20 protein-coding genes are annotated in these 26,971 nt (G+C 67.1%); 6 read left to right on the forward strand and 14 right to left on the reverse strand.

All coding sequences use genetic code 11. From position 1 onward, the window contains the following. Positions 1-695: 695 nt before the first annotated feature. From ABIC90_RS07130 to ABIC90_RS07145, 4 genes are all read right to left on the reverse strand, one after another. Positions 696-1,655 carry a hypothetical protein gene (locus tag ABIC90_RS07130; protein ID WP_354353388.1) on the reverse strand — a complete coding sequence of 320 codons (960 nt, stop codon included), beginning with the start codon at positions 1,653-1,655 and terminating at the stop codon, positions 696-698. A gap of 363 nt (positions 1,656-2,018) precedes the next feature. After that, entirely contained in the window at positions 2,019-3,272 is a 1,254-nt protein-coding gene (locus ABIC90_RS07135; RefSeq protein ID WP_354353389.1) for a TIGR03862 family flavoprotein, read from the reverse strand. Beyond that, on the reverse strand, positions 3,269-6,541 hold the full coding sequence (locus ABIC90_RS07140) for a UvrD-helicase domain-containing protein (protein WP_354353390.1): 3,273 nt from the start codon (positions 6,539-6,541) through the stop codon (positions 3,269-3,271). The genes ABIC90_RS07135 and ABIC90_RS07140 overlap by 4 nt, the downstream gene beginning before the upstream one ends. Further along, a complete protein-coding gene (locus ABIC90_RS07145; protein ID WP_354353391.1) occupies positions 6,538-9,183 on the reverse strand; it encodes a PD-(D/E)XK nuclease family protein in 2,646 nt (881 codons plus the stop codon). The genes ABIC90_RS07140 and ABIC90_RS07145 overlap by 4 nt, the downstream gene beginning before the upstream one ends. A 157-nt stretch (positions 9,184-9,340) precedes the next feature. On the opposite strand from ABIC90_RS07145, the gene trxA reads away from it, so the two are divergent. Together trxA and rho are read left to right on the forward strand one after the other, a co-directional pair. Continuing rightward, on the forward strand, positions 9,341-9,673 hold the full coding sequence (trxA, locus tag ABIC90_RS07150) for a thioredoxin TrxA (protein ID WP_042578306.1): 333 nt from the start codon (positions 9,341-9,343) through the stop codon (positions 9,671-9,673). A gap of 180 nt (positions 9,674-9,853) precedes the next feature. After that, a complete protein-coding gene (gene rho, locus ABIC90_RS07155) occupies positions 9,854-11,119 on the forward strand; it encodes a transcription termination factor Rho (protein WP_013540932.1) in 1,266 nt (421 codons plus the stop codon). Between the two features lie 54 nt (positions 11,120-11,173). On the opposite strand, the gene ABIC90_RS07160 is transcribed toward rho, so the two are convergent. After that, positions 11,174-12,241 carry an oxidoreductase gene (locus ABIC90_RS07160; RefSeq protein WP_354353392.1) on the reverse strand — a complete coding sequence of 356 codons (1,068 nt, stop codon included), beginning with the start codon at positions 12,239-12,241 and terminating at the stop codon, positions 11,174-11,176. Positions 12,242-12,424: 183 nt separating this feature from the next. On the opposite strand from ABIC90_RS07160, the gene ABIC90_RS07165 reads away from it, so the two are divergent. The 3 genes from ABIC90_RS07165 to ABIC90_RS07175 all read left to right on the forward strand — a co-directional run bounded on the left by ABIC90_RS07165 (position 12,425) and on the right by ABIC90_RS07175 (position 15,866). Next, on the forward strand, positions 12,425-12,694 hold the full coding sequence (locus ABIC90_RS07165) for a type B 50S ribosomal protein L31 (protein WP_007836661.1): 270 nt from the start codon (positions 12,425-12,427) through the stop codon (positions 12,692-12,694). Between the two features lie 76 nt (positions 12,695-12,770). After that, positions 12,771-14,507, forward strand: a complete 1,737-nt coding sequence (locus ABIC90_RS07170) for a hypothetical protein (protein ID WP_354353393.1) — start codon at positions 12,771-12,773, stop codon at positions 14,505-14,507. 3 nt (positions 14,508-14,510) lie between these two features. Next, positions 14,511-15,866: an MATE family efflux transporter gene (locus ABIC90_RS07175; protein WP_354353394.1), complete on the forward strand. Its 1,356-nt coding sequence runs from the start codon at positions 14,511-14,513 to the stop codon at positions 15,864-15,866. A gap of 6 nt (positions 15,867-15,872) precedes the next feature. On the opposite strand, the gene phoR is transcribed toward ABIC90_RS07175, so the two are convergent. The 7 genes from phoR to pstS are packed head-to-tail and all read right to left on the reverse strand — an operon-like array spanning position 15,873 to position 22,520. Further along, positions 15,873-17,210: a phosphate regulon sensor histidine kinase PhoR gene (phoR, locus tag ABIC90_RS07180; protein ID WP_354353395.1), complete on the reverse strand. Its 1,338-nt coding sequence runs from the start codon at positions 17,208-17,210 to the stop codon at positions 15,873-15,875. A 44-nt stretch (positions 17,211-17,254) separates the two neighbouring features. Then, positions 17,255-17,947 carry a phosphate regulon transcriptional regulator PhoB gene (gene phoB, locus ABIC90_RS07185; protein ID WP_007836652.1) on the reverse strand — a complete coding sequence of 231 codons (693 nt, stop codon included), beginning with the start codon at positions 17,945-17,947 and terminating at the stop codon, positions 17,255-17,257. 28 nt (positions 17,948-17,975) lie between these two features. Then, positions 17,976-18,677 carry a phosphate signaling complex protein PhoU gene (phoU, locus tag ABIC90_RS07190; RefSeq protein ID WP_354353396.1) on the reverse strand — a complete coding sequence of 234 codons (702 nt, stop codon included), beginning with the start codon at positions 18,675-18,677 and terminating at the stop codon, positions 17,976-17,978. Between the two features lie 9 nt (positions 18,678-18,686). Then, positions 18,687-19,469, reverse strand: a complete 783-nt coding sequence (gene pstB, locus ABIC90_RS07195; protein ID WP_354353397.1) for a phosphate ABC transporter ATP-binding protein PstB — start codon at positions 19,467-19,469, stop codon at positions 18,687-18,689. A gap of 13 nt (positions 19,470-19,482) precedes the next feature. Next, positions 19,483-20,370: a phosphate ABC transporter permease PstA gene (pstA, locus tag ABIC90_RS07200; protein ID WP_354353398.1), complete on the reverse strand. Its 888-nt coding sequence runs from the start codon at positions 20,368-20,370 to the stop codon at positions 19,483-19,485. Then, on the reverse strand, positions 20,367-21,452 hold the full coding sequence (gene pstC, locus ABIC90_RS07205) for a phosphate ABC transporter permease subunit PstC (RefSeq protein ID WP_354353399.1): 1,086 nt from the start codon (positions 21,450-21,452) through the stop codon (positions 20,367-20,369). The genes pstA and pstC overlap by 4 nt, the downstream gene beginning before the upstream one ends. 33 nt (positions 21,453-21,485) lie before the next feature. Continuing rightward, a complete protein-coding gene (gene pstS, locus ABIC90_RS07210; protein WP_354353401.1) occupies positions 21,486-22,520 on the reverse strand; it encodes a phosphate ABC transporter substrate-binding protein PstS in 1,035 nt (344 codons plus the stop codon). Between the two features lie 252 nt (positions 22,521-22,772). On the opposite strand from pstS, the gene ABIC90_RS07215 reads away from it, so the two are divergent. Continuing rightward, positions 22,773-24,293, forward strand: a complete 1,521-nt coding sequence (locus tag ABIC90_RS07215; RefSeq protein ID WP_354353402.1) for a Ppx/GppA phosphatase family protein — start codon at positions 22,773-22,775, stop codon at positions 24,291-24,293. A 7-nt stretch (positions 24,294-24,300) separates the two neighbouring features. Here ABIC90_RS07215 and ABIC90_RS07220 read toward each other — a convergent pair whose 3' ends face one another. Both ABIC90_RS07220 and ppk1 read right to left on the reverse strand, forming a co-directional pair. Further along, entirely contained in the window at positions 24,301-24,762 is a 462-nt protein-coding gene (locus ABIC90_RS07220; RefSeq protein ID WP_354353665.1) for a SixA phosphatase family protein, read from the reverse strand. Between the two features lie 19 nt (positions 24,763-24,781). After that, the gene (ppk1, locus tag ABIC90_RS07225) at positions 24,782-26,920 is read right to left on the reverse strand and encodes a polyphosphate kinase 1 (protein WP_354353403.1); all 2,139 of its coding nucleotides are present in this window, start codon (positions 26,918-26,920) and stop codon (positions 24,782-24,784) included. Between the last annotated feature and the right edge of the window lie 51 nt (positions 26,921-26,971).

The following is a 26,971-nucleotide window of genomic DNA, read 5'->3' on the forward strand; positions in this document are numbered from 1 at the left end:
CCCCCCCTACATCCTCTAGACCATGAATCATCCCGAATGCCTCCCCCAGTACCGGCCCTGCGCCGGAACCTGCGGCTGCACCCTAGCCCTGTCTGCCGAAAACTTCCCAACGCGCAAAGGAGAACCGAACCGCTATCCATGGCAGCCCTCCTACTACCGCCCGCGTTGTCACCGTTGCCACCGGGAGTACTTGGCCGAACTGCGCGTCCGCACGAAGGTCAACCGGTACGCCAAGGAGACCAAGCGACGGCGTGACACACGGGCAATCGTTAAGGGCTCGCTCGGGATGACATGGGACGCTATCAAGGCAGGCCGCGCCGCACAGAAGGCCCGGCGGGACGAAGCCCTCGCCCGTGCGGGCCGCGTCGCAGAGACCCGCCGAACCCTCCGCGCTGGGCGCCCCTACGATCCAGCAAAAGACCCCATCAAGCAGATGATCCGGGAGCGTCAAGGACGCTACCTAACCAGGCGCCTCTGGGCTGGCCCCGTGCATGCTGAGTCCCCTGAGACCTACGAGCCCGACACTGTTGAGCCGGACTATCTGCGCCGTCTGGAAGAGATACGCGACAGCCACCGTCGGCAATGAAACGCAGTCACCCTCCGCCGAGGGCGTTAAACAGTCAGCCAGTTCCAGCATTCCGGAATTCGGGATCGGGCTGTTTTTTCCCACTTGCACAGGGGCAACTGCCAGCCGATCAGATGGTAGCCGGGGCTTTGAATGGCTGTTTTGCCCAGCGTTGGTAGATTGCCCGAAGAACCCGTCGTACTTCAGAAGCCTCCACCGCCGCATCTGTGTCAGGGTCAGCGAAGGCCCCGCTGTGCAACAGCTCGCTCCTCAAGCGGTAAGCCCTATCTACGGTTTGCCAAGCTTTGGCACTATCCGGAAACCATTCTCCGCACAAGCGCCGCAAAGATTGACGAATCGATTCTGATTGCAATAACCGGACCCGGCCTCGCATCGACTGCTTTAAGTCTGGAGGAATGTCCACGTCTTGCTCAAGATCGGCCAGCATCCGCGCTATGAATCCATCAACAGAATCCCCCAGCCGTGCCGGGGCTGCGAGAGGCTCTAACGCTGATACGACGCCGACGAATTGAGCACGACGATTCGCTTCCAGAAGTGACGAGCAGTACAGTTCAATGGAAATAAGAAGGCCCGAGGGCATCTCGGCGCAACTAAGCGTGTCACTCAACGCTTTCAACACTGCATGCTGTGGCCACATGGCAAGCCCGTATCCGCTGAGCGTAAGACCGTCAGACCGAAAGCGTTCGTAGATGTTTGCTGGCTCGTGAGTCACGTACTCGAGCCGCAAGCCGAAGTCGAGACTCACCGCTAAGAGCAACATCGTTTGGGTCAGATGCCGACCGGCAGCTTCCGCAGCGGTAGCACGCGCAAAACCATCGAGCTTGATCTCGAATCGCCGTCCTCCGAGCCCGGGCGCCTGTTCAACGACGGACACCTTCGCAAACGTCCCGCTCGGCATGAGCAGGCTCATGTCCAGTAGGGGTTCGATGTATTCCTCATGAAGGACCGTGAACACCAGTTTCACACCATACGGACGTTTCGGACTTCCTGAACCAATCAAGGCACGCTCAATTTGCTCGGGTGTGGGGTCGCGACGATTTGGCACAGATATAGGCAGGGTTTTGAGCATTGACTAAGGATTCTCGACGGCGTGATTGGGCATCATGCCGCCGTTTCACTTTAGCCTCTGTGTCAACCCTCGGCGCTCGGCGCCTCTGCTGGGACCTCACACAGTTCGTCTCTTGCTCCTGGATGTTCACCGCCGCCAGTTCAATGCGGGCCGCTCGAAGGGCGTGTGCACTTCGTGTGCTCTTTTGGCGGGCGCATAATCGCGATTCCCCTCTGGGGCGCCTCGCAGAAACGTAAGGCTCGTCAACTAACATTTCTCGCCCCCAGGCTTCGCGCACTTCGTGTCGCTTCTCCAACCCCATACCGGGGGCGACACCAGTGGACCGGCGAAGCCGGATCCACGGTATCTCCCGAAGGGGCCTCGCTACGCGGGCCTCGAATCCAGACTCAGTTGATTGATCACGCCGCGCGCCGCAGCCGCGCCGCTGGCCATCGACGCGGTAAGCAGGTACCCGCCGGTAGGCGCCTCCCAATCCAGCATTTCCCCCGCCACGAACACGCCCGGCAACGCGCTTGCCATGAGCTGCGCATCGAGCGCATCGAAGCGCACGCCGCCCGCGGTACTGATGGCCTCGTCGATAGGCCGGGTCGCGACCAGCCTCAGCGGCACCGCCTTGATCGTCGCGGCCAGCTGCACCGGGTCCTGCATCGCCTCGCGGCTCAAGGCTTCGTGCAGCACACCGGCCTTGATGCCTTCGAGCCCGAGCCGGCTCTTGAGGTGACTGCTAAGCGAGCGGGCGCCGCGTGGGTGCCTTACGGCGGCCAGCACCTGTTCCGCACTGCGATCGGGCAGCAAATCGAGCAGCAGCGTGGCGCTACCGTGCGCAGCAATCTCGTCGCGCAGCAAGGCAGAGGCTGCATAGATCAGGCTGCCCTCGATGCCCGTGGCCGTTGCAACGAACTCGCCCTTGCGCGCGAAGTGGCGGCCCTGGCTGTCGGTGAACGAAATTGCGACCGACTTGAAGGGCTGCCCCGCAAAACGGCTGGAGAAGTGCTCGGTCCAGCCGGCGCCGTCGAAGCCGCTGTTGGCGGGCAGCAGCGGCGCGATGTCGATGCCGCGCGCCTGCAGCCAGGGCGCCCATGCGCCGTCGGAGCCCAGCCGCGCCCAGCTTGCGCCGCCCAGCGCCAGCACCACGGCATCGGCCTTCGCCGTGACTTCGCCGGCCGGTGTCGCGAATTGCAGCGAGCCAAGGTCGAAGGACGCATCGCCAACCCAGCGATGCCGCATATGAAATTGCACGCCCGCCGCGCGCAGCCTGTGCAGCCACGCACGCAGCAGCGGCGCCGCCTTCATGTCGGTCGGAAACACGCGTCCCGAAGTGCCGACGAAGGTTTCGATGCCAAGGCCGGTCGCCCAGTCGCGCATCTGCTGCGGACCGAATTGCGACAGCATCGGCTCGAGGCGCCCGCTTCGCTCGCCGAAGCGGCTCATGAACACATCGAAGGGCTCCGAATGCGTGAGGTTGAGCCCGCCGCGGCCGGCCAGCAAAAACTTGCGGCCCACGGATGGCATGGCGTCGTAGACGTGCACTTGCGCGCCGGACGCGCTCAGGACTTCAGCCGCCATCAGGCCGGCAGGTCCGCCGCCGATCACGGCGACGGTGGGGGAAACGGTCATTCGAGATTTACCAGTTCGCCCTGCCCGGTCAGGAACGCGACGCGCACCGTGGCACCGGGGTAGGCATGTTGCACGGCAGCGCGGTAGCGCTGCATCTGTGCGATCAAGTTCGCGTCCCGCTCGGGACGCGCTGCGGATTTGTAGTCGAGGATCCACCAGGCGCCGCTGTCGCGCTCGCGCACGAGGCGGTCGATGCGCAAGGTCTGGCCTTCGTGGACCAGCGTGACTTCGTTGCCATGCCAATCGACCCTGCGATCGTCCCACACCCAGGCGCCCGCCCCCGCCCGGATGCGTTCGGCGAGCCTTGCTGCATCGCGCGCCTGCTGCGGATCGAGCATGAATTCGCGGGCCGCGGCGCGCACATGGGCCGATGGCAGCGGCTCGCCCGGCACCGCCCATTCGAGCAGCCGGTGCATCGCCTCGCCGAAAGCGGCGGCGCGCGCGTCGACCGTGGCCCGAGTGGCCTCCGCGGCTTTGGTGGCAGCCGGCAGATCGACCGCGACGGGCGCCAAGGGCATCTGCTTCATGAGGAAGCTGGGCACGCCCGTGTCTGTGGGCAGCGCAACCAGCGGCTCGTCGGCTTCGGTCTGCTCGCAGGCCGACTCCAGCCGCGCCCACCAGCTGCCCTCGTTGGCGCGCGCCGGGCGCACCGACGACAACACGAGCCGCTCGCGCGCCCGCGTGGTCGCCACGTAGAGGCCGTTGAGCTCCTCGCGGTGGCGCGCGCGCTGCTCTTCTTCGAGCAAGCCGGCGGCGCACGCCGGCGGCGTTTTCTCACTCGCCAGGAACACGAAGCGCGTCGGCGCGCTGTCGCTGCCCTTCCACTCGACCAGCACACCCATGGTCTGGGCGCGCGGCGGCGCAGCATCGCAGTCGAGCATCAGGACGGTGTCGGCCTCCAGGCCCTTGGCACCGTGCACGGTCAGCAGTTGCACGGCATCGGGCGCGGCAACGGACGGCGCGCGCACGCCGCCTGCACGCAGCGCGCGCACCAGCGCATACGGCGTGGCGAAACGGGCGCCTTCGATTTCGAGCGATGCGGACATCAGCCCGCGCAGGTTGGCCAGCGCGCTCTGCCGCATGGCCGCGGGCACGGCGGCGCCGAACCGGGCGAGCGCATCGCCGTCGTGAAAGATGGCGTCGATGGCATCGTGGGGCGGCAAGGTCATGAGCCAGCGCTGCCATTTCTTCAGGCTGACGCCCGCCTCGACCAGCACCGGCGGCAATCCTTCGCCCTTCTGGATCAGCGCGAGCCAGCTCCATGTCGGCTGCTCGCGCTGCCGCAGCGCCAACTGCACCAGCGCTTCGTCCGGCACACCGAACAGCGGCGACTTGAGCGCACGCGCCAGCGAGAGATCGTGCGCGGGCGAGACCAGCGCGTCGATCAGCGCAACCACGTCCTGCACCTCGGGCGCATCGTGCAGCTCGTTCTTCTCGGGCTGCTGCACGGGAATATGGCGTTGGCGCAGCGCGTCCTGCATCGCGGACAGGCGATTGCGCCGGCGTGCCAGCACCATGATCTGCCGCGGCGGGGTGCCGTCGGCGATGCGCTGCGCCACCCAGCGCGCGGCCTGTTCGCATTCCTTTTGCAGCAGATGCTCTTCGGGCAGCACGCGCGGCGTGACGAGGCTGTCGCGCCAGTGCAGCATGCCGTCGTCGGCGGGCTCTGCCTGGGTTGCGGCGCCTAGCGCATCGCGGTCGATGGCGGGGAGCTTCAGCAGTTCGCCTTCGTCGCCGCGCTCGGTCGTGTGGGCGCGGTAGCCGTCGAACTCGCCGGCTTCCTGCGCGGCGAGCATCGCCTGGTTGACCAGCCCGACCACGGCGCGAGCGTTTCGGTGCGTGTGATCGCAGTTGAGCAGTTCGCCGCCGAGGCCTTCGCGCACGAACTTCTTCGCGGCGATGAACACCTGCGGCTCGGCGCGGCGAAAGCGGTAGATGCTCTGCTTGGGGTCGCCCACGATGAACACGCGCGGCGCGCTGCTGCCCGCACCCGTGTAAGAGCTGAGCCAGCCGTAGAGCGCCTGCCACTGCAGCGGGTTGGTGTCCTGGAACTCGTCGATCAAGAGGTGGGCAATGCGCGCATCGAGCCGCTCCTGCACCCAGCCCGACAACGCGGACTGGCCGAGCAGCAGCTGCGCGGCCTGCTCGACATCGTTCATGTCGACCCAGCCGTGGGCGCGCTTGACGTCCGCGAACGCAGCGATCAACAGGCGCGTGAGGCGCGTCATGCGCTGCTGGTAGAGCCATGCGGCGTGCTGGGCCTGCGCGGCGCACAGCACCTGGAGTTCGGCCTCGGCTTCTTGCGCGGCGGGGAATTTCTGAAGGTTCTTGGTGAGCCGGTCTTCGCTGGCAACGAAGAAGTTCTTTCGCAGGTGCGCAAGCGCCGCGGCGAGCGAGGCCTCGTTCGGTTCGCCGACGCCGAACACGTCGATGATGGCTTCGGCGGTTTTCTGCGGCGTCTTGTTGGCCTCGCGGCCCAGCGCGGCGGCGCGGTCCAGCCAGCGGCGGCGGACCGCCTCGCCGCGCAACGCGTGGGTCGGCTCGTTCAGGCCTTCGAGCGAGGGATAGAGCGCGCTGAAATGCTGGACGGCGTTTTCAACGTCGGCCAGCGAGAACTCGACGCGCTTGGTCAGCGCTTCGCCCAGCGCCTTCGCCGTCTGCGAGCGGCCGTGCGTCGCGACCACGGCATAGTAGTCGGCCAGCGCGTTCTTGTCGGCAGTGACGGCCTCGAAGAAAGGACGCCAGGTGTGGCCTCGGGCCTCGGCATCGTCTTCGAGCAGTTCGTAGTTGGACGGCAGGCCCAGCTCCCGCAGTACGGCGAGCGGCGCGTTGCGCAGCAGCCCCGCGAACCAGGCGTGGAAGGTGCGGAACTGCACGGGGCGGCCGCCTTCGAGCAGCCGCCTGTAGAGGCCCTTCAGTCGCGGCACCGCGGCCAGCGCCGCACCGGGCTCCATGCCGCGCATCACGAGCTCGCGCACCAGCTCTTCGGGACTGCGCTCGGCGAACTGCTCCAGCCACTGGTCCAGGCGCTCGCGCATCTCGCCGGCGGCCTTCTTGGTGAACGTGATCGCGAGGATCTCGTGCGGCTCGCAGGCGGAGTCGCCCTCTTCGAGCAGCGCGCGCACGATGCGCGACACCAGCATCCAGGTCTTGCCCGCGCCCGCGCAGGCCTCCACCGCCACCGAGCGACGCGGGTCGCAGGCGACGACGTAGAAGGCCTCGCGGGTGACGTGCCGGCCGTTGTGTTCGTAGGCTGCGCCGTTGTTCATTGCGTATCGCCTCCGACCGCCGGGCTGCCCCTAGGCACAGGCGCCTCCCCCTCGGGGGGTGGCGAAGCGCCCGCAGCGGCGAGCCGGGGGACTTCATCGCCCCAGAAGTCCTTTCGGCAAAGCCCGCGGGCCGCGCAGTAGTCGCAGACCGCGCCCTCGCCAAGCGGCGGCAGCGCGGCGCCCTCGGCGATGCGGGTGAAGTCGCTGATGATGCCGGCCACCAGCGCGTCCCTCGCCTCGACCACGGCAGGCTGCTCGACGGTCTGCGTGCCGGACGATTTTTCGCCCACGTTGACATAGGCCGCGCGCAGGGTGTCGTCGGCCACCAGCGCGGCGTAGAAGGCGAGCTGCGTGTCTTCGGTCGGGTCCTTGACGCGCTCCTTGCTGACGCTGGCGGACTCGGTCTTGTAGTCGATCACGAAGGCCTGGCCGTCGGCGGTGCGGTCGATGCGGTCGAGGCGGCCGACCAGGCGCAGCTTGCCCAGCGGCTGGTCTTTCCAGGGCTCGGCTTCGACGAACACTGCGCCGCCGGCTTCGTGGCCGGCGAGCCATTCGAGATAGCCGTCGCGCACCGCGGGCCACGCCGCGGCAAAGGGCAGGAACTCGGCGTCGGAAAGGCCGTACTCGCGCGTGGCGCGCTCGGCGGCTTCGGAGATGAGCGCCGCGCGCTCCTGCGCGTCCTGCGTCGGCGTTTCGACCAGCGCCTCGTGGAAATGGCCGAGCACGGCATGCAGCCAGTTGCCGAAGTCGCGCTTGTCGACCTCCGCATCGAGCTCGTCGGCGCTGCGCAGGCCCAACTGCCGCAGGGCGAAGAAGCGATAGGGGCAGCGGCGCAGGTCCTCGTACACGCTGGTCGAGATGTTCTCCAGCGGCAGCAAGGCGCCCGACGGCCTGGGGTAGACGGTCGGCTGCACGGGCACTTCGCGCGGCGTGCGCGGATCGGCCCCGGGCTGCAGGGCATGGTCGAGCTGCAGCGCCTGCACCAGCGGGCTGGGGCGCACCGGCTCGCCGCTGGCGTCGGATTGGCGCCAGACCAGCTCGCACCAGGGGTTGTGCAGGGCCGCGGCCCAGGCCGCGCGCTGCGCGGCCTCGAGGGTTTCGCGCAAAGGCAGGCCCAGTTCGAGGCGTTGCGCGGCGCTCCAGTTGCCGGGCGGCTCGGGCGATGCAGGCAGGCGGCGGTCGTCGCAACCGGGAATGACCACGGCGCCGAATGCGCGGCCCAGCAGCTGGTACAGCGGCAACACGATCACTCGCGGTGCCTGGTCTCCGGCCGGTGGCACGAAGCTCGCGTCTTCGAGCACGTCGCGCACCCAGGCGGTGAACTCGGCGAGCGTGTGCCGGCCGCCGGGGAACTCGTCGGTGTCGCCGTGCGCATCGGGGTCCAGCCACAGCGCGGCGATGACCTTGCCGCCGGCCATGTCGTCGGCAAGGGGCGTCCATTGCCCGCTGGCCTCGAGAAGCGCGCGCAAGGTGCGCAGCCATTCGGCCACGGGCCTGGATCTGGCCATCGGCGCGCGGCGCTCCTCGATCGCTTCGGTGAAAGGCAGCAGCGCGATGTCGTGCGGCTTCTCGCTGCGGGCCACGAGCGCACACCAGGCGGACCAGTCGCGCAGCCCTTCGCGACGCAGGCGTGCCTCGAGCGCCTGCACGGCCAGCGCATCGCCGTCGGCGCCGCTCTTGAGCCATTCGAGCACCTGGTCGCTGCCGGCGTCGTGGGCACAGGCGCGCAGCGCGCTCATCAGCGTGGCGGCGGCACGCGTGGTCGAGAGCTTCCAGCCGGTCTCGTCGTGCGTGACGACGCCCTGCGCCTTGAGCTGTGCGCTGATGCGGCGCGTGAGCGCGCGGTCGGTGGCGATCAGCGCGACGGGCGCGCGGCCTTCGGCCAGATGGCGAAGCACGCAGGCTGCGGCGAGCTCGGCTTCGTCTTCGGGGTCCGCGGCGACATGGGAGGCCGCGGGGGCAATCGGTGCGTTGGCGGGTACCAGCGACAGATGCATCGCGCGGTCGCCCCACAAGGTGCAGAGCGTCTGCGTGAACGGATCGGTCTGGAAACCTTCGAGCACGATCAGCGCATCGACCTGTTGGCGCGTGCTGTCGCGCAGCAGCACATCGGTGGCGTAGCCCGAGGTCGCGGCCCAGGCGACGGCGATGCGGATCAACGCGCTTTCAATGCGGAACCATTCCGACTCGCTGCCCGCTTCGGCCACCTTTGCCGCGCGCCCGGCCCATTCGCCGATGCGGGCCTCCGGCTGCACGGCCGAAGCAAGCGGCGCGAGTTGGTACGCCTGCTCGACGACGCGGCCGGCCAGGGCGAAGCGTTCGGCGTTGAAGCCGGCCTGCGACAGCAGCGCCTGCGCGGTGATGAGGTCGCGCGCCATGTCGAACGCGATGTCGTAGCCCGAGGGCAGAAAGCCGCCCGCGCTGCGCGCCCAGTTGTGCGTGGTTTCGAAGCGCGGCACGAAGCCCGCGCTGCCGCAGCGCGCCCACATGCCGTGCGCCACGCCCATCAGTTGCGCATACGGCACCAGCACCACGGTGCGCGCGGCATGCAGCTGGCGTTCGGCGAGCGCGCGCACGATGCGCGCGACCACACCGTCGGCGGGGTCGCACCACAGGGCCTGGACGGGATGGCCTTCGTTCATGTTCTATCGAGGGATTGGAGGGCGCGTGGACATGACATGCAAGGGCTTTGGCTATCGCGGCCATAGCGCCTCCACACGGCACGGCGCCTCTTGGTTTCTGTCACAATGACCTGCACTTTAGCTGCACCGAAACTCCCTGCGCACAAGGACACATCACATGGCCAGCGAACTCATCAAACACATCTCCGATTCCTCTTTCGAAGCCGACGTGCTCAAGTCCAGCCAGCCGGTTCTGGTCGACTACTGGGCCGAATGGTGCGGCCCTTGCAAGATGATCGCCCCGATCCTTGACGAAGTGTCTGCCACCTACGAAGGCAAGCTCCAGATCGCCAAGCTCAACGTGGACGAGAACCGCGACATCCCCGCCAAGTTCGGCATTCGCGGCATCCCTACGCTCATGCTGTTCAAGGACGGCCAGCTGGCCGCCACCAAGGTCGGCGCCATGAGCAAGGCGCAACTCACGGCCTTCATCGACCAGCAACTCGCTTAAAGGCATTTCACCCGGCCAATGCGCAACGCGTTGGCCGGCGCGTTTTTCCTGTCATAATCTCCCACAGATCACCGGCCCTTTCAGGCAACCGGTTCGAGTTCCCCGGTTAGTGCAGCAGTTCTCGCTACACATTCAACCTCCCCCCGTTTTCCGACCGATTACCCCGCAAGGGGTCATTCCATGCACTTAAACGAACTCAAGGCACTCCACGTGTCTGAAGTCCTCAAGCAGGCCGAAGCCCTTGAGATCGAAAACGTCGGCCGCATGCGCAAGCAGGAGCTGATGTTCGCGATCATCAAGAAGCGCGCAAAGGCCGGCGAACAGGTCTTCGCCGACGGTGTGCTCGAAATCCTGCCCGACGGCTTCGGCTTTCTGCGCAGCCCCGACACCAGCTTCACCGCCAGCACCGACGACATCTACATCTCGCCCAGCCAGGTGCGGCGCTTCAACCTGCACACCGGCGACATGATCGAAGGCGAAGTGCGCACGCCCAAGGACGGCGAGCGCTACTTCGCGCTGACCAAGCTCGACAAGGTCAACGACGGTCCGCCCGAGCAGAACAAGCACAAGGTGATGTTCGAAAACCTGACGCCCCTGTTCCCCAAGGAACAGATGAAGCTGGAACGCGACGGCGTCAAGGGCGAAGAGAACATCACGGGCCGCATCATCGACATCATCGCGCCCATCGGTAAAGGCCAGCGCGCCCTGCTCGTGGCGCCGCCCAAGAGCGGCAAGACGGTGATGATGCAGCACATCGCCCACGCGATCAGCGCCAACTACCCCGACGTGCACATGATGGTGCTGCTCGTGGACGAGCGCCCTGAAGAAGTGACCGAAATGCAGCGCACGGTGAAGGGCGAAGTCATTGCTTCGACCTTCGACGAGCCCGCTGCGCGCCACGTGCACGTCGCCGAAATGGTGATCGAACGCGCCAAGCGCCTGGTCGAACTCAAGAAGGACGTGGTGATCCTGCTGGACTCCATCACCCGCCTGGCCCGCGCCTACAACAACGTTGTGCCCTCGTCGGGCAAGGTGCTGACCGGCGGTGTCGACTCCAACGCGCTGCAGCGTCCCAAGCGCTTCCTGGGCGCCGCGCGCAACGTGGAAGAAGGCGGCTCGCTCACCATCATCGGCACCGCGCTGATCGATACCGGCAGCCGCATGGACGAAGTGATCTTCGAAGAGTTCAAGGGCACCGGCAACTCCGAAATCCACCTGGACCGCCGCCTGTACGAAAAGCGCGTGTTCCCCTCGATCCAGCTCAACCGCAGCGGCACGCGCCGCGAAGAATTGCTGCTGGCCCCCGAGATCCTGCAGAAGACCCGCATCCTGCGTCAGCTCATGTACAACATGGACGAGATCGAGTCGATGGAGCTGATGCTCAAGAACATGAAGGCGACCAAGACCAATGTCGAGTTCTTCGACATGATGCGTCGCGGCGGCTGAGCTTCACGCTCTGTCGCAAAAGCGCGTCGGCTCTCACGGGCCGACGCGCTTTTTTCATGGGCGATCGATGCGGATGGCGCGGCCTTCGGCGGCGCTCTGGCGGCCGATGTCGAGCAACTCCATCAGCGCGACCGCCTGCTCCGGCGGCACGGGGTTCGGGCCACGACCGAGAATCGCGTCGCGCACCGCCGCGTAGTAATCGACGTAGTTGCCGGCCTGCGTCGGCAGCTTGCGGACGCGGGCAATGCCGTCGGCGCCCTGCACCGTGAGTTCGCCGTCGAGCGGATCGGCGCCCCACCCCGCCGCCGGCGGCCGCTGGCCGGCGCGCAGCGCATCTTCTTGCGGATCCACGCCGTGCTTGACGTAGCTGCCGCGCGTGCCATGCACCATGTAGCGCGGCGCCGCATGTGCAGCGAGCGTGGTCGCATGAAGCACCACGCGCAGGGGTGCATGCGGGCCGCTCTCGTAGCGCAGCACGGCATGGAAATAGTCTTCGACCTGCGCGCCGTCGCGCAGCACGGCGGTGTCCAGCTGCAGCGTGTCGGGCCGGCCGAACAGTTGCACCGCCTGGTCGACCAGGTGCGACCCCAAGTCCACCCACAGGCCCGAGCCCGGCACCGGCTGTTCCCGCCAGCGCTCGCGCACCTCGGGCCGGAAACGGTCGAAATGCGATTCCAGGTACACCGGGCGGCCCAGTTCGCCGCTTGCCAGCAGGTTCTTCAGCGTCAGGTAGTCGGCATCGAAACGCCGGTTCTGATAGACCGCCAGGACGCGATCGTGGCGTTCGGCCAACTGCGCGAGCTCCCGGGCTTCTGCCACGTCGAGCGTGAAAGGCTTGTCCACCACCACATGCTTGCCCGCCTCCAGCGCGGCTTTGGCGACCGGATGGTGCTGGGCGTTGGGCGTGGCGACCACGACCAGATCGATGTCCGCACGAGCCACCAGCGCCGCCACATCGGGCACCACGGCCACGCCCGGCCAGTCCGCATGGACCTTGTGCGGCTGCGAGCTCGCCACCGCCGCCAGTTCGAGCCCCGGGACCGCCGAAAGCACGGGTGCATGGAAGGTCTGGCCGGCAAATCCGTAGCCGACCAAGCCGGCGCGCAGGGTTGTAGAGGTCATGGAAGGGCCTGGTTTGCTGGCAAATGGGGCAGTATGCGATAATCATGGGCTCCGCGAAAAGTGCGGCCGGGCAGCGTCGCCCGGCTTTCCAGGTCTCCCCTGGGGGAGCGCGCCGAATAGCCGGCTCGCTCGTGGCTCTCGCATCGACCGCGCATTGATTCCAACAGCGCAAAAGGAAAGACCATGGCAAAAGAAGGCATCCACCCCAATTACCGCGAAATCCTGTTCGTCGACATGTCGAACGGTTTCAAGTTCGTGACCCGTTCGTGCGCGAACACCAAGGAAATGGGCAAGACCGACGACGGTCGCGAGCTCCCCCTGTTCAAGCTGGACACCACCAGCGAATCGCACCCGTTCTACACCGGCACGCAAAAGTCGGTCGACAACATGGGCGGTCGCGTCGAGAAGTTCCGCAACCGTTTCGGCAAGACCACCGGCGCTGCTTCGAAGTAAAAGCACGCGCTTTGGCGTCGAGGGCAGCCCGGTTTACCGCGCTGCCCTTTTTCATTCCGAATCTTCTTTCGCCCTTTTGAACCAGCCCACCCCCGCGATCGTTGCCCAGAATGCCGTGCGCCGGCTGCCGCGCATCGCGCTGCTGCTGCTGTGCGCGGCCTATTTGCTGCCCGGCCTGATCGGCCGCGGCCCCTGGAAGAGCGCCGACATCACGGCCTTCGGCTACATGGCCGAACTCGCCCGCAGCACCGAAGGCATTGCGCGCTGGTTCGATCCGCTGCTGCTGGGCATGCAGCCCGAAACACCCGCGCTGGTCCCCTACTGGATCGGCGCGCTGGCCATCAAGCTCGCCCCCGCGTGGCTCAACCCCGACCTGGCCGTGCGATTCGTCTTCGCGCTGATGCTCTGGGGCACCTTCACCGCCACCTGGTACGCCGTCTATTACCTTGCCCGCACGGCGCGCGCGCAGCCGGTGGCGTTCGCCTTCGGCGGCGAGGCGCGCCCGACCGACTACGCCCGCGCCATCGCCGACGGCGGCCTGCTCGCCCTGATCGCCTGCCTGGGCCTTGCCCAGCTCGGCCACGAAACCACGCCGGCGCTCGCCCAGCTGTACTTCGCCTCGCACCTGTTCTATGGCGTGGCCGCCTTGCCGTACCGCCGCGCAGGCCCGGTGATCGCGCTGGTAGTCGGCACGCTCGGCATGACACTGAGCGGCGCCCCCACCGTCGGCCTGGCGCTCGCCGCGGGCAGCGCGCTTTACATGGCCTACGAACGCCGGCGCAGCGCGCAGGCGGGCGCTGATGCCGGGTCGACGGCCGCCGGCGACGGCCCCGGCTATTCCCGCGGCGCCCTCTTCACGACGATCGGCGTCACGGTGCTGGCGGCTGCGCTGGTGTTCGGCCTGGGTCTTTCGCAGTGGAAGATCACGCTGGACGGCAACTCGGTGATGGGCGAAATCCGCAGCCAGGCCAAGCTGCTGCTGTGGTTCACCTGGCCGGTCTGGCCGCTCGCCCTCTGGACGCTCTGGCGCTGGCGGCGGCAGCTCGCGGCGCGCCATGTCGCGCTGCCGTTCTGGTTCGCCCTCGTGCCGCTGGCCGCCACCTGGACCACCGACTACTCCGACCGCTCGCTGCTGCTGGCCCTGCCGGCCTTCGCCACCCTGGCCGCGTTCGCCCTGCCGACTTTCCGCCGCAGCGCCGCCGCGCTGATCGACTGGTTCAACGTGCTCTTCTTCAGCGGCCTCGCGGTGCTGGGCTGGCTCTACTGGATCGCCATGCAGACCGGCATGCCGCCCAAGCCCGCCGCCAGCGTGGCACGGCTGGTGCCGGGCTTCGTGGCCGAGTTTTCGCCGATCGCCTTCGTGCTCGCGCTGGCCGCGACCGTCGCCTGGTGCTGGCTCGTGCGCTGGCGCACCGGGCGCCACCGCGCCGCGCTCTGGAAGACCCTGGTGCTGCCTGCCGGCGGCACCGCGCTTTGCTGGATGCTGCTGATGACGCTGTGGCTCCCGCCCATCGACTACGCACGCAGCTACCTGCCCCAGGTGCGCGCCGTCGCCGAGCGCGTGGGCCAGCCGAGCTGCATCGCCGAATTGGCGCTCAGCCGGCCGCACATCGCGGCGCTGCGCCATCACGGCAACTTCAACCTCGAACCGCTGTTGCTGGGCACCGACTGCCCCTGGCTGCTGGTGGCGCCTGAAATCATCGAGCGGCTGCACACCATCATTTCCCTGGACCAGTGGCGTTTCAGCGGCACCCTGCGTCGTCCCAGCAGCGCCACGGACGACCTGCTGCTCTATCAAAAGATCGCGCCCTGACCCGTGGCGGGCGAACGGGGACTGATCGCGCGCCACGCCGGCACGGTGCTGGTGGGCCAGCTGGCAGTGATGGCCTTCGGCGTGACCGACACCATCATCGCGGGCCGCTATTCCGAGAACGCGCTGGCCGCGCTCTCGGTGGGCGCCGCCATCTTCATCAGCGTGTACGTGTCGCTGATGGGCGTGCTGCAGGCCTTGCTGCCGGTCTGGGCCGAACTGCACGGCGCCGGCCGCAGCCATGCGGTGGGCCGCTCGGTGCGGCAATCGCTGTACCTGGCGGGCATCGCGATCGCGGTCGGCATGGTGGTGTTGTTGCTCCCCGGGGCCGCCCTGCGCTGGACGCAGGTACCGGCCGAAATGCGCGGCGAGGTTGAGGCCTACCTGGCCGTGCTGGCCTTCGCGCTGGCACCCGCCCTGCTCTTTCGCCTTTTCAGCACGCTGAACCAGAGCCTGGGCAAGCCCAAGCTGGTGACGTGGCTGCAATTGGGCTCGCTCGCGGTCAAGCTGCCGCTGTCCATCTGGTTCACCTTCGGCGGCGCGGGCCTGCCGGCCATGGGCCTGGTGGGCTGCGGCTGGGCCACGCTGTGTGTGAACTGGGCCATGCTCGGTTGCGCCATCTGGCTGCTGCGCAACAGCCCCTTTTACCGAGGCTACGCATTCTGGCAACGCATCGAGGCGCCCGACTGGCGGCAGATTCGCCAGTTCGCCCGGCTGGGCGTGCCCGGCGGCCTGGCGGTGCTGGTGGAGGTCACCTCGTTCACGCTGATGGCGCTGTTCATCGCTCGGCTGGGCATCGCCGCGGCGGCCGCGCACCAGATCGCCTCGAACCTGCTCGCGGTGGCCTACATGACGCCGCTGTCGCTGGCCATCGCGACCAGCGCGCGCGTGAGCTTCTGGCTGGGCGCCGGCGATGCCGCCAAGGCCCGGCACGCCTGCCGCCTGGGCTTCGAGCTGACCGCCCTGTGTGCGCTGGTCTATGCGGCCGCGATGATCGCGCTGCGGCATCGACTCGCCGGCGTGTATTCGGACAACCCCGCCGTGATCGCGCTGGCCGCATCGCTGTTGCTGGTCGTGGCGATCTATCACTTCGCGGACGCCCTGCAGACGCTCTGCGTGTTCGTGCTGCGCTGCTACCGCGTGACGCTGGCGCCGCTGGTCATCTACTGCGCGATGCTCTGGGGGTTGGGGCTGGGCGGCAGTTACCTGCTCGCCTACCGCGGCCTGGGGCCCTGGCCGGCGATGCAATCGCCGCTGGCGTTCTGGATCATGAGCGCCGGCGCGCTGGTGCTCACCGCGCTGCTGTTCGGCGCGCTGCTGCAGTGGACGATGAAGAAGAAGACAAAAACGCGAGCGCGCTGAAGCGGCTCACTTCGCCAGCACGCGCGCCTCGCGCACCCGCGCGGCCGGAAACAGCAACGCAAATCGGCTGCCCTTGCCCACCGTGCTCTCGATGCGCAATTCGGCCCCGTGCCGCTGCGCGATGTGCTTGACGATCGCCAGCCCCAGCCCCGTGCCGCCGGTCTCGCGAGAGCGGCTGCGGTCGATGCGGTAGAAGCGCTCGGTGAGCCGCGGAATATGCTCGGCCGCAATGCCCGGGCCGGTGTCCTTCACGGCGTACTCGCCGCGCCCGTCGGGCAGCACCCGCCAGCTCACGGCCACCTCGCTCCCGCCCGGCGTGTAGCGGATCGCATTGCTCAGCAGGTTCGACATGGCGCTCTGCAGTTCGGTCGGCGCGCCAGATAGCTCCGACTCGGCATCGATGGTGAAAGACAGCCGATGCCCCTGCGGCGCCAGCCGGCCCGACAGCCCCCGGCCCTCGTCCTCGCACTGCGCCAGCAAGGCACGGGTGCGGATCCACTGGGCCGCCGACGGTGCCGCGCTGCCTTCCAGGCGCGACAGCGTGAGCAGGTCGTTCACCAGCGTTTCCATGCGGTGCGACTGCTGCCCCATCAGCGACAGATAGCGCGTGCGCTCGTCTGCATCGAGCGGCAGGTTCTGCAGGGTTTCGACAAAGCCGGCCAACACCGTGAGCGGCGTGCGGATTTCATGCGACACGTTGGCGACGAAATCGCGGCGCATCGCCTCGGCCTGCTCCAGCGCCGTGATGTCGCGCGTGAGCAGCATGCGGCGGTTGCCCGCGTAGGGATGCACCTGCACCGACAACCGCACCGGATGGCTGCGCTGGTGCGCATGGCCCGGCCCGGAGGCGTCGATGACCACGTCGCGGCTGTAGTTCCAGGAGGCCAGGTAGGCCACGAAGGCCGGGTCGCGCACCAGGTTGGCCAGGTGCTGCAGCAGGTCGCGCTCGGCGTCGATGCCGAACTGGCTGGCAGCCGTCTGATTGCACCATTCGATGCGGCCCTGCTCGTCGAGCAGGATCACGCCGTTGGGCGATGCCTGGATGGCCGCCAGAAACTCCTGCAGCCGGTCTTCGGCCTGGCGGGTCTGCTGCTCGCGGTCGCGCAGCAACTTGCGGATGCGCTCGGAAAGTTCGCCCCAGACACCGGGTCCGCGCGTCGGCAGGCCCGTTGCGTCGTTGCGCAGCACCTGCAGCAGCCGTTCGGCGCGCCAGGCGTCCAGCGCCAGCCAGAGCACGGCGCCCAACCAGGCGCCCAGCCATCCGAACTTCCAGCCAAAAACAGCAACAGCGCCCGCTGCCACTGCAAGGGACGCTATTAAAAAAGTAGCAATTCGAAAGGGCATGGCGGGCGATTATCCGCGCCCGCGGCCAAGCGAAACCACGGCGCTCAAACCGTGACTTGGGCGGTCAGGCGGTAGCCTGCTCCCCGGACGGTTTCCACCATCGGCGCGGCGGCACCCAGCGACTCGCGCAGGCGCTTGACGTGCACGTCGACCGTGCGCTCCTCGATGTAGACGTGGTCGCCCCACACCTTGTCGAGCAACTGCGCCCGGCTGTGCACGCGTTCGGCGTGTTGCATCAGGTAGGCCAGCAGCTTGAATTCGGTCGGGCCCACCTTGAGCGCACCGCCCTGCCAAGTCACGCGGTGCGTGGAGGTGTCGAGCGCGAGCTCGCCGATTTCCACGCGCTCGGTCACCACCTCGGGTGCACGACGGCGCAGCACCGCGCGGATGCGGGCCAGCATTTCCTGCGTGGAGAAAGGCTTGGTGATGTAGTCGTCGGCACCGGCATCCAGGCCCGCCACCTTGTCGGGCTCGTCGCCGCGCGCGGTCAGCATCAGGATGGGGATGGCCTTGGTGCGCGGGTCCTTGCGCCACTGGCGCGCGAGCTGCAGGCCGCTCTGGCCCGGCAGCATCCAGTCGAGCAGGATCAGGTCGGGCAGGAAGGCGTCGATTTCGCGCTGGGCAGCGGCACCGTCTTCCGACCAGATCGGCTCGAAGCCGTTGTGGCGCAGGTTGACGGCGATCAGCTCGGCGATCGAGGACTCGTCTTCGACGATCAGGACTCTGGGTTTCTTCATGCTTTTTGAGGGAGTCTTGGCGCCGTCGTCACTGCAGCGCGGACTCGATCTCCTGCATCGAAGTGTGCCGCACATCGGCGCCCTTGACGATGTAGATGATGAACTCGGCGATGTTCTTGGCGTGGTCGCCGATGCGCTCGATGGCCTTGGCCAGGAACAGAAGGTCCAGGCTGGCTGAGATGGTGCGCGGGTCTTCCATCATGTAGGTGACCAGCTTGCGCACGAACCCGTCGAACTCCTTGTCGATCAGGTCGTCGTCCTTCAGGATCGACAGCGCCGCGGCAGTGTCCAGGCGCGCGAAGGCGTCCAGCGCGGTGCGCAGCAGGCCCGAGGCCAGGTCGGCGGCGATGCGCAGCTCGGTGGTGGGCAGCTGGCGGGCCGAACCGCTCTCGATGATCGACTTGACCATGCGCGCGATCTTGTTGGCCTCGTCGCCCACGCGCTCCAGGTTGGCGGTGGTCTTGCTGATGGCAATGAGCAGGCGCAGGTCGCGTGCGGTCGGCTGGCGGCGCGCAATGATCGACGAGAGCTCGCGGTCGATGTCGATTTCCATCGCATTGACGCGGTGCTCGGTTTCCATCACGCGGTCGGCCGCTTCGGCGTCGAACTGCAGGAGCGCGTACACGGCCGTGTGGATCTGCGACTCGACCATGCCGCCGAGCTCCATCACGCGCGAGGAGACGCCGTTGAGTTCGCTGTCGAACTGGCTGGAAAGGTGTTTCTCGGTCATGGTGTCTCCTTAGCCGAAACGGCCAGTGATGTAGTCCTCGGTCTCCTTGCGCTGCGGCTTGAAGAACATCTGCTCGGTCGCACCGAATTCGATCAGGTCGCCCAGGTACATGTAGGCCGTGTAGTCGCTGCAGCGGGCGGCCTGCTGCATGTTGTGCGTCACGATGACCACGGTGTACTCGTTCTTCAGCTCGGCAATGAGCTCTTCGATTTTCGCGGTCGAGATCGGGTCGAGCGCGGAGCACGGTTCATCGAGCAGCAACACTTCGGGCTTGATCGCGATGCCGCGTGCAATGCACAGGCGCTGCTGCTGGCCGCCGGAGAGGCCAGAGCCGCTTTGCTGCAGCTTGTCGCGCACTTCGGTCCACAGGGCCGCCTTCTTGAGGGCCCATTCGACGCGGTCGTCCATGTCGCTGGCCGAGAGGGTCTCGAACAGCTTCACGCCGAAGGCGATGTTGTCGTAGATCGACATCGGGAACGGCGTGGGCTTCTGGAAGACCATGCCGATCTTGGCGCGGATGAGGGCCACGTCCTGCTTGGACGTGAGCAGGTTCTCGCCGTCCATGGCGATGGTGCCCTCGGCACGCTGCTCCGGGTACAGCTCGAACATGCGGTTGAAGGTGCGCAGCAGGGTCGACTTGCCGCAGCCCGACGGGCCGATGAAAGCGGTGACCTTGTTCTCGGGAATCTCGAGGTTGATGCCCTTGAGCGCGTGGAACTTGCCGTAGTAGAAGTTCAGGTCCTTGACCGAGAGCTTCGAGCGCGAAGGTTGTGGTGCGACGGTGGTTGGCATGAGAGCTTCTTCTTCAGTGTTTGTTGCGCGTCAGCACACGCGCCAGGATATTGAGGGCGAGCACGGCGACAGTGATCAGGAACACGCCGGCCCATGCCAGCTTCTGCCAGTTCTCGTACGGGCTCATCGCGAACTTGAAGATCGTGACCGGCAGGCTGGCCATCGGCTGGCTCACGTCGGCGGTCCAGAACTGGTTGTTCAGCGCGGTGAACAGCAGCGGCGCGGTTTCACCCGCAATGCGCGCCACGGCCAGCAGGATGCCCGTGACCACACCGGCGCGCGCGGCGCGCAGCGTGATGCTCAGAATGACTTTCCACTTCGGCGCACCGAGTGCGTAGGCCGCTTCGCGCAGGCCCGGCGGCACCAGTTGCAGCATGTTCTCGGTGGTGCGGATGACCACCGGAATCACGATCAGCGCGAGCGCCAGCGCACCGGCCAGGCCCGAGAAGTTCTTGAAGTAGGCCACCACCACGGCGTAGACGAACAAGCCGATCACGATCGACGGCGCCGACAGAAGAATGTCGTTGACGAAGCGCGTGACCGAGGCGAGCCAGCCCTTGGTGTTGTATTCGGCCAGGTAGATGCCGGCCATGATGCCGATCGGCGTGCCCACGAAGGTGGCGAGCATCACCATCACGAACGAACCGAAGATCGCGTTGGCGATGCCGCCCTCTTCGTTCGGCGGCGGCGTCATTTCGGTGAAGGTGGCGAGCGCAAGGCCGCCGATGCCCAGCCGCAGCGTTTCCCAGAGGATCCACACCAGCCAGAAGACGCCGAACGCCATCGCGGCGAGAGACAGCGTGAGCGCGATCTTGTTGACGCGGTTGCGCGAAGCAAACCGGGCCTGGCGCGATTCGGCGAGCGCCTTGGCGTTCAGCAGGTTTTGACCGGTACTGCTCATGACTTGGTCCCTTCGCTTTTCTTCATCTGCGCCAGCAGCACCTTGGAGAGCGTCAGCACGACGAAGGTGATGAAGAACAGCACGAGGCCGAGGTACATCAGCGCGGCCTGGTGCAGGCCCGCGCCGGCTTCGGCGAATTCATTGGCCAGTGCCGAGGTGATGCTGTTGGCAGCCTCGAACACCGACAGCGAGTTGAGCTGGTTCATGTTGCCGATCACGAAGGTGACCGCCATCGTTTCACCCAGCGCCCGGCCCAGGCCGAGCATGATGCCGCCGATCACGCCGGCCTTGGTGTAAGGCAGCACGACCTTGGAGACGACTTCCCAGGTGGTGGAGCCGAGGCCGTAGGCCGACTCCTTCAGGAGCGGCGGCGTCACCTCGAACACGTCCCGCATCACCGAGGCGATGAACGGAATGATCATGATCGCCAGAATGATGCCGGCCGACAGGATGCCGATGCCCACCGGCGGGCCGGACACCAGCGCGCCGAGATAAGGCACGCCGGCGAGCAGCTTCTGCAGCGGCTGCTGCACCCAGCTCGAGAGGATCGGGCCGAACACCAGAAGGCCCCACATGCCGTACACGATGGACGGCACGGCGGCAAGCAGTTCGATGGCCGTGCCCAGCGGGCGCTTGAGCCAGTTGGGCGACAGCTCGGTCAGAAAGAGGGCAATGCCGAAGCTCACCGGCACGGCGATCACCAGGGCGATGAACGAAGTGGCCAGCGTGCCGTAGATCATCACCAGGCCGCCGTACTCCTCCTTGACCGGGTCCCACGTGCTGTTGGTGAGGAAGCCCAGGCCGTACTTGGCAATGGCGGGCCATGCGCCGACGATCAGCGACAGCAGGATGCCGATCAGCATCGCCAGCGTCAGCATCGCCGCGCCCTTGGCGGCCCAGCCGAACAGCCGGTCGGCCATGGGGCCTGAACGCGGCGCCTTGGCCGGCGGCGGAGAGGCGGCAGTGGTGCGACCGCGGTCGGCCGAACGGTCGAGCGGGGTGGCTGCAGCAGGAAAAGTGGATGACACGGGTCGCTCCGGCAAAGACGAAAGCGACGCGTCCTCGAGCGGTTTACTGCTCATGGGCGCGTCGTCCTGGCCTTGGGGTAAGTGGGATTACTTGAACGCGACGGGCTTGCCCGAAGCATCCTTCACTTCACCCCATGACTTGGCGATGGTGGCCTTCACGGCGTCGGGCATCGGCACGTAGTCGAGGTCGTCGGCCGTCTTGTCGCCGCTCTTGTAAGCCCAGTCGAAGAACTTGAGCACGGTGGTGGCATTGGCCGGCTTGTCCTGCGTCTTGTGCAGCAGGATGAAGGTGGCGCCGGTGATGGGCCACGCGCCCTTGTCGGCCTGGTTGGTCAGCACCTGGTAGAAGCTCTTGTTCCAGTCGGCGGCGACAGCGGCGGCCTTGAACGCGGTGTCATCGGGCGAGACGAAGTTGCCGGCGGCGTTCTGCAGCTGGGCGTAGGTCATCTTGTTCTGCTTGACATAGGCGTACTCGACGTAGCCGATCGAGTTGGGCAGGCGGTTCACGAAAGCGGCGACGCCTTCATTGCCCTTGCCGCCCGCGCCCGTGGGCCAGTTCACCGCCGTGCCTTCGCCGACCTTGGACTTCCACTCGGCGTTGACCTTGCTCAGGTAGTTGGTGAACAGGAAGCTGGTGCCCGAACCGTCGGCACGGCGAACCGGTGCGATGGCGGCGTCCGGCAGGGCCAACGAAGCGTTCAGCGCCTTGATGGCGGGGTCGTTCCACTTGGTGATCTTGCCCAGGTAGATGTCGCCCAGCACCTGGCCGTTGAGCTTGAGTTCGCCGGGCTTGATGCCGGGAATGTTGACCACGGGAATCACGCCGCCGATGACGGTGGGGAACTGCATCAGGCCCTTGGCTTGCAGCTCTTCGTCCTTCAGGGGAGCGTCCGAAGCGCCGAAATCGACGGTCTTGGCTTCGATCTGCTTGAGGCCAGCGCCCGAGCCCACCGACTGGTAGTTGATCTTGACGCCGGTGGCCTTGTTGAAATCGGACGCCCACTTGGCATACAGCGGTGCGGGGAAGCTGGCGCCAGCGCCGGTCACGTCCTGGGCCAGGGCGGGAATCGAGAACACCGCGGCCACGAGGCCGGCGGTTGCAAATTTGAACGTCGTTTTCATGAAGCTTCCTTTAGAAGTAAGAAGTAGTCCCTTTCGGGCTTGGGACGGACTCTAAAAAGCTTGTGTGACATCGGTGTGACACCCCGCTGTCGAGGGAAAATGCCCTCCATTCCCCTGCGTCGCATATGACGCTGTCACACAACCGTCATGCGGCGGGCCTAGCCTTGCGACCCTCGCCACGGAGCGATTCGGGAGGCGGCGCGCCTGGCACGGCGCTACGATCCAGGCAACCGCCCTCTTCAATAGAACTACATGCAAAACGGCACCCGCCTCGCGGCAGTCGACCTCGGCTCGAACAGTTTCAGGCTCGAGATCGGCCAGGTCGACCACGGCCAGATCCACCGCACCGAATACCTCAAGGAGACGGTGCGCCAGGGCAACGGCCTGGACAGCGCTCGCAACCTGACAACCGAGGCCATGCAGCGCGGCTGGGACGCGCTCGCGCGTTTCGGCGAACGCCTGGCCGGCTTCAAGCGCTCCCAGGTGCGCGTGGTGGCCACGCAAACGCTGCGCGAAGCGCGCAACCGCGAAGAATTCTTGCTGCGCGCGCGCACCATCCTGGGCTTCGGCATCGACGTGATCCCGGGCCGCGAAGAAGCTCGCCTGATCTACCAGGGCGTGGCGCACATGCTCCCGCACACCGACGCCTCCGACCTCGAACGCCGGCTGGTGGTGGACATCGGCGGCCGCTCCACCGAAATGATCATTGGCCGCGCGCTCAAGGCCGAACTCATGGAGTCGTACCGCGTGGGCAGCGTCGCCTGGTCGATGAAGCACTTTGCCGAAGGCCAGTTCACGCCCGCCGCCTTCCGCGCCGCCGAAGTGGCCGCCAAGGCCGTGCTCGACGACGCGCTCGGCGGCTACAACCGCGACCAGTGGGATGTGGCCTACGGCGCCTCCGGCACCATCGGCGCGGTGGGCGACGTGCTGGCGGCTTCAGGCGCCGAGCCCGGCCTGGTCACCCGCGAGGGCCTCGATTGGCTGCTCGACCGCCTGCTCAAGGCCGGCAGCGCCGACAAGCTGCGCATCGACGGCATGCGCGAAGACCGCAAGGCCGTGATCGGCGGCGGCGTGAGCGTGCTGCGCGCGGTGTTCGACCTGCTCGGCATCCAGGAGATGAAGGTCGCCCAAGGCGCGCTGCGCCATGGGGTGCTGTATGAATTGCTGGAACGCGATGACAGCGTGGCCGACATGCGCGCCGCCACGGTGGAACGGCTGGCCACGCGCTTCGCGGTCGATGCGGCGCAGGCCAAGCGGGTGGGCGACACCGCCGCGGCGCTGTTCGTGCAGCTGGCCCCCGCGGCGCGCGGCGGAAGTACCGCGAACCGCGCCGGCCGCGCGCTGCGCAAGCTCGGCTGGGCCGCCCAGCTGCACGAGATCGGCGCGCTGGTCTCGCACAGCGACTATCACAAGCACGGCGCCTACATCCTGGACAACACCGACGCCCCCGGCTTCGCGGTGAACGAACTGCACGCCCTGGGCCAACTGGTGCTGGGGCAGCGCGGCAAGCTGCGCAAGCTCGAGGTTTCATTGGACGACGAAACCTTCGTGATGCAGCTCCTGGCGCTGCGGCTGGCGGTCATCCTGTGCCACGCACGCCGCGATCCCGATCCGCAGGCGCTGCACCTGTCGGCGCTGGGCGCCCGGGCGTTCACCATCGCCTGCGCACCCGACTGGGCCGACGCCTATCCGCAGTCGGCACACCTGCTGCGCGAAGAAGTGCTGGCCTGGCAGAAGACCAACAACTGGCGCGTGGAACTGAGCGGCGCCTGAGCCCGACCTAAAGGAGCTCGGGCGACTGCACCGTCACCACGACGGTCTGCACATCGCCGTCGCGCTCGCGCGTGCGGATCCACCACAGCGCGCCCTTGCGCACCGGGCAGCTGTCCTGCTTGAGGCCCAGCAGCAGCGAGATCGCCTGCCCCACCGAGGGCTGGTGGCCGATCATCAGCACCACCGACTTGCCGTTGGGCCAGCCGGCCGCGCCCAGCAGCGTCTCGGCCGTGGTGTCGGGCGCCAGTTCGCTGCGCAGCTTGTACTTGCGGCCGAGCGCCAGCGCGGTCTGCTCGCAGCGGCGCGCCGGGCTGCAGATGATGCGGGTGCCGTCGGGCAGTTGGCGGTCCAGCCAGCTGGCCATGCGCTTGGCCTGCTTTTCGCCGCGTGCGGTGAGCGAGCGCTGCATGTCGTCGCAACCCTCGGTCCAGTCCTCGGCTTCGGCGTGACGCCAGAAGATCAAGTCCATGGTCATCGTCTTTCGAAGATCAGTTGCTGGATGCATCGCGCTGATGCCCTCGCGATGCATAGCGGTTCATGAGCGCCGTCTGCGCCCCGTGGGCCTCGATGGCGCGCGAGGCGCCCCCCTCGCCCGGGTGCGTGTCGCGGTTGACGCGGGTGTAGATGCCGTCGCCGCCCAGGTCCCAGGCGTCGCGCCCGTCGTGCAGATAGGCCACCAGGCACTCGTCGATCAGTCGCTGTCGCAGGTTCGGGTCGGTCACGGGCCAGGCCAGCTCGATGCGCCGCATCATGTTGCGGTTCATCCAGTCGGCGCTCGAGAGGTAGAGCGACTCGTCCTCGCCGTTGCGGAAGTAGAAGACGCGCGAATGCTCCAGGAAGCGCCCGATCACCGAGCGCACGCGGATGTTGTCGGTCAGCCCCGGCACCTGGGCCGGCAGCGTGCACGCGCCGCGCACGATCAGGTCGATCTTCACGCCCTTCTGCCCTGCGCGGATCAGCGCGTCGATCAGTGCTTCGTCGGTCAGCGCATTCATCTTGGCGACGATGCGTGTCGGCTCGCCGTTCGATGCGGCCAGGCCCAGCGCGTCGATCTGCGCGGCCACGTTCTTGTGCAGGTCGAAGGGCGCAAGCCACATGCGGTTGAGCTTGGGCAGCTTGCTCTGGCTCGCCAGGTGCACGAACACCGCCTCCATGTCGGCCGTGAGCAGCGGGTCGGCCGTGAGGTGGCTGATGTCGGTGTAGAGCTTGGCGGTGCGCGGGTTGTAGTTGCCGGTGGACAGGTGGCCGTAGCGGCGCAGCTGCTTGCCTTCGCGGCGCGTGACCAGCAGCATCTTGGCGTGGGTCTTGAGGCCCACCACGCCGTAGACCACCTGGGCACCGATCGACTCGAGCATCTCGGCCCAGTTGATGTTGGCTTCTTCGTCGAAGCGCGCCTTCAGTTCCACCACCACCGTCACTTCCTTGCCGCGGCGCACGGCTTCGCGCAGCAGGTCCATCAGCTCCGAATCGGGGCCGGTGCGGTAGATGGTCTGCTTGATGGCCAGCACCTGCGGGTCTTGCACGGCTTCCCGCAGGAACGAGAGCACGCCCTCGAAGCTCTCGAAAGGCTGGTGGATCAGCACGTCGCTGCGCTGCAGGCGCTCGAAGAAAGACTGGGCCGGCGACAGCGTCAGCGGGTAGGACGCCGGGTACGGCGCGAAGCGCAGTTGCGGCTCGTCGATCAGGTCGATCAGTTGCGTGAGCCGGGCCAGGTTCACCGGCCCGTGCACGCGGTACAGCGCCTGGGGCGGCAGGTTGAACTGCGCCAGCAGAAAGCTCGCGAGCGATTCGGCGCAGCTGGCCGACACCTCCAGCCGCACGGCCTGCCCGTAGTGGCGGTGCTGCAGGCCCTGGCGCAAGGCGGTGCGCAGGTTCTTGACGTCTTCCTCGTCGACCGCGAGATCGGAGTGCCGCGTCACGCGGAACTGCGAGAAGTCGCCCACCTCGCGGCCCGGGAACATGCTCGACAGGTGCGCCCGCACCACGCTCGACAGCGCCACGAACAGCGTCTTGCCGTCCGACACCTTGGCCGGCATGCGGATCAAACGGGGCAGCACGCGCGGCAGCTTGACGATCTGGATCGGGTTCTCGCGCCCGAAGGCGTCCTTGCCGCCCAGCCGCACGATGAAGTTGAGCGACTTGTTGGCCACCTGCGGGAACGGATGCGCCGGATCGAGTCCGACGGGAATCAGCAGCGGGCGCACTTCGCGCTCGAAATAGTCGCTCACCCACTTGCGCTGGGCCGGGTTGCGTTCGCCGTGCGAAATGATGTGGATGCCGTGCGTGGCAAAGGTCGGCATCAGCTCGTCGTTGTACAGCGCATACTGGCGCGCCACCAGCGTGTGCGCGGCCTCGGCCAGCTTCTCGAAGGAATCGACGGAGTAGGTGCCCTTCTGGTCACCGGCGTTGCCGGCGATCAGGTGCGGTGCAGCGCGGACTTCGAAGAACTCGTCCAGGTTCGAGGAGACGATGCACAGGTAGCGCAGCCGCTCGATCAGCGGCACCTCGGGCCGATGCGCCCAGTCGAGCACGCGCTCGTTGAACGAAAGGATGCTGTGGTCGCGGTCGAGCAACGAATAGGCGGGCGCCGCAACGGCAAGCGACCGGTCTGCGGGGGCTGGTGACATGGACACAGATTCTGGAGCAAGGGGCACGGGGGCACACGTAGGCGGAAATAT

This window comes from Variovorax boronicumulans, assembly GCF_040544675.1.
Lineage (GTDB): Bacteria > Pseudomonadota > Gammaproteobacteria > Burkholderiales > Burkholderiaceae_C > Variovorax > Variovorax boronicumulans_D.

Bases quoted from the DNA above. Each gene is read 5' to 3' on its own strand.
- ABIC90_RS07130 (WP_354353388.1), bottom strand. From the start codon at position 1,655: ATGCTCAAAACCCTGCCTATATCTGTGCCAAATCGTCGCGACCCCACA.
- ABIC90_RS07135 (WP_354353389.1), bottom strand. From the start codon at position 3,272: ATGACCGTTTCCCCCACCGTCGCCGTGATCGGCGGCGGACCTGCCGGC.
- ABIC90_RS07140 (WP_354353390.1), bottom strand. From the start codon at position 6,541: ATGAACAACGGCGCAGCCTACGAACACAACGGCCGGCACGTCACCCGC.
- ABIC90_RS07145 (WP_354353391.1), bottom strand. From the start codon at position 9,183: ATGAACGAAGGCCATCCCGTCCAGGCCCTGTGGTGCGACCCCGCCGAC.
- trxA (WP_042578306.1), top strand. From the start codon at position 9,341: ATGGCCAGCGAACTCATCAAACACATCTCCGATTCCTCTTTCGAAGCC.
- rho (WP_013540932.1), top strand. From the start codon at position 9,854: ATGCACTTAAACGAACTCAAGGCACTCCACGTGTCTGAAGTCCTCAAG.
- ABIC90_RS07160 (WP_354353392.1), bottom strand. From the start codon at position 12,241: ATGACCTCTACAACCCTGCGCGCCGGCTTGGTCGGCTACGGATTTGCC.
- ABIC90_RS07165 (WP_007836661.1), top strand. From the start codon at position 12,425: ATGGCAAAAGAAGGCATCCACCCCAATTACCGCGAAATCCTGTTCGTC.
- phoR (WP_354353395.1), bottom strand. From the start codon at position 17,210: ATGCCCTTTCGAATTGCTACTTTTTTAATAGCGTCCCTTGCAGTGGCA.
- phoB (WP_007836652.1), bottom strand. From the start codon at position 17,947: ATGAAGAAACCCAGAGTCCTGATCGTCGAAGACGAGTCCTCGATCGCC.
- phoU (WP_354353396.1), bottom strand. From the start codon at position 18,677: ATGACCGAGAAACACCTTTCCAGCCAGTTCGACAGCGAACTCAACGGC.
- pstB (WP_354353397.1), bottom strand. From the start codon at position 19,469: ATGCCAACCACCGTCGCACCACAACCTTCGCGCTCGAAGCTCTCGGTC.
- pstA (WP_354353398.1), bottom strand. From the start codon at position 20,370: ATGAGCAGTACCGGTCAAAACCTGCTGAACGCCAAGGCGCTCGCCGAA.
- pstC (WP_354353399.1), bottom strand. From the start codon at position 21,452: ATGAGCAGTAAACCGCTCGAGGACGCGTCGCTTTCGTCTTTGCCGGAG.
- pstS (WP_354353401.1), bottom strand. From the start codon at position 22,520: ATGAAAACGACGTTCAAATTTGCAACCGCCGGCCTCGTGGCCGCGGTG.
- ABIC90_RS07215 (WP_354353402.1), top strand. From the start codon at position 22,773: ATGCAAAACGGCACCCGCCTCGCGGCAGTCGACCTCGGCTCGAACAGT.
- ABIC90_RS07220 (WP_354353665.1), bottom strand. From the start codon at position 24,762: ATGGACTTGATCTTCTGGCGTCACGCCGAAGCCGAGGACTGGACCGAG.
- ppk1 (WP_354353403.1), bottom strand. From the start codon at position 26,920: ATGTCACCAGCCCCCGCAGACCGGTCGCTTGCCGTTGCGGCGCCCGCC.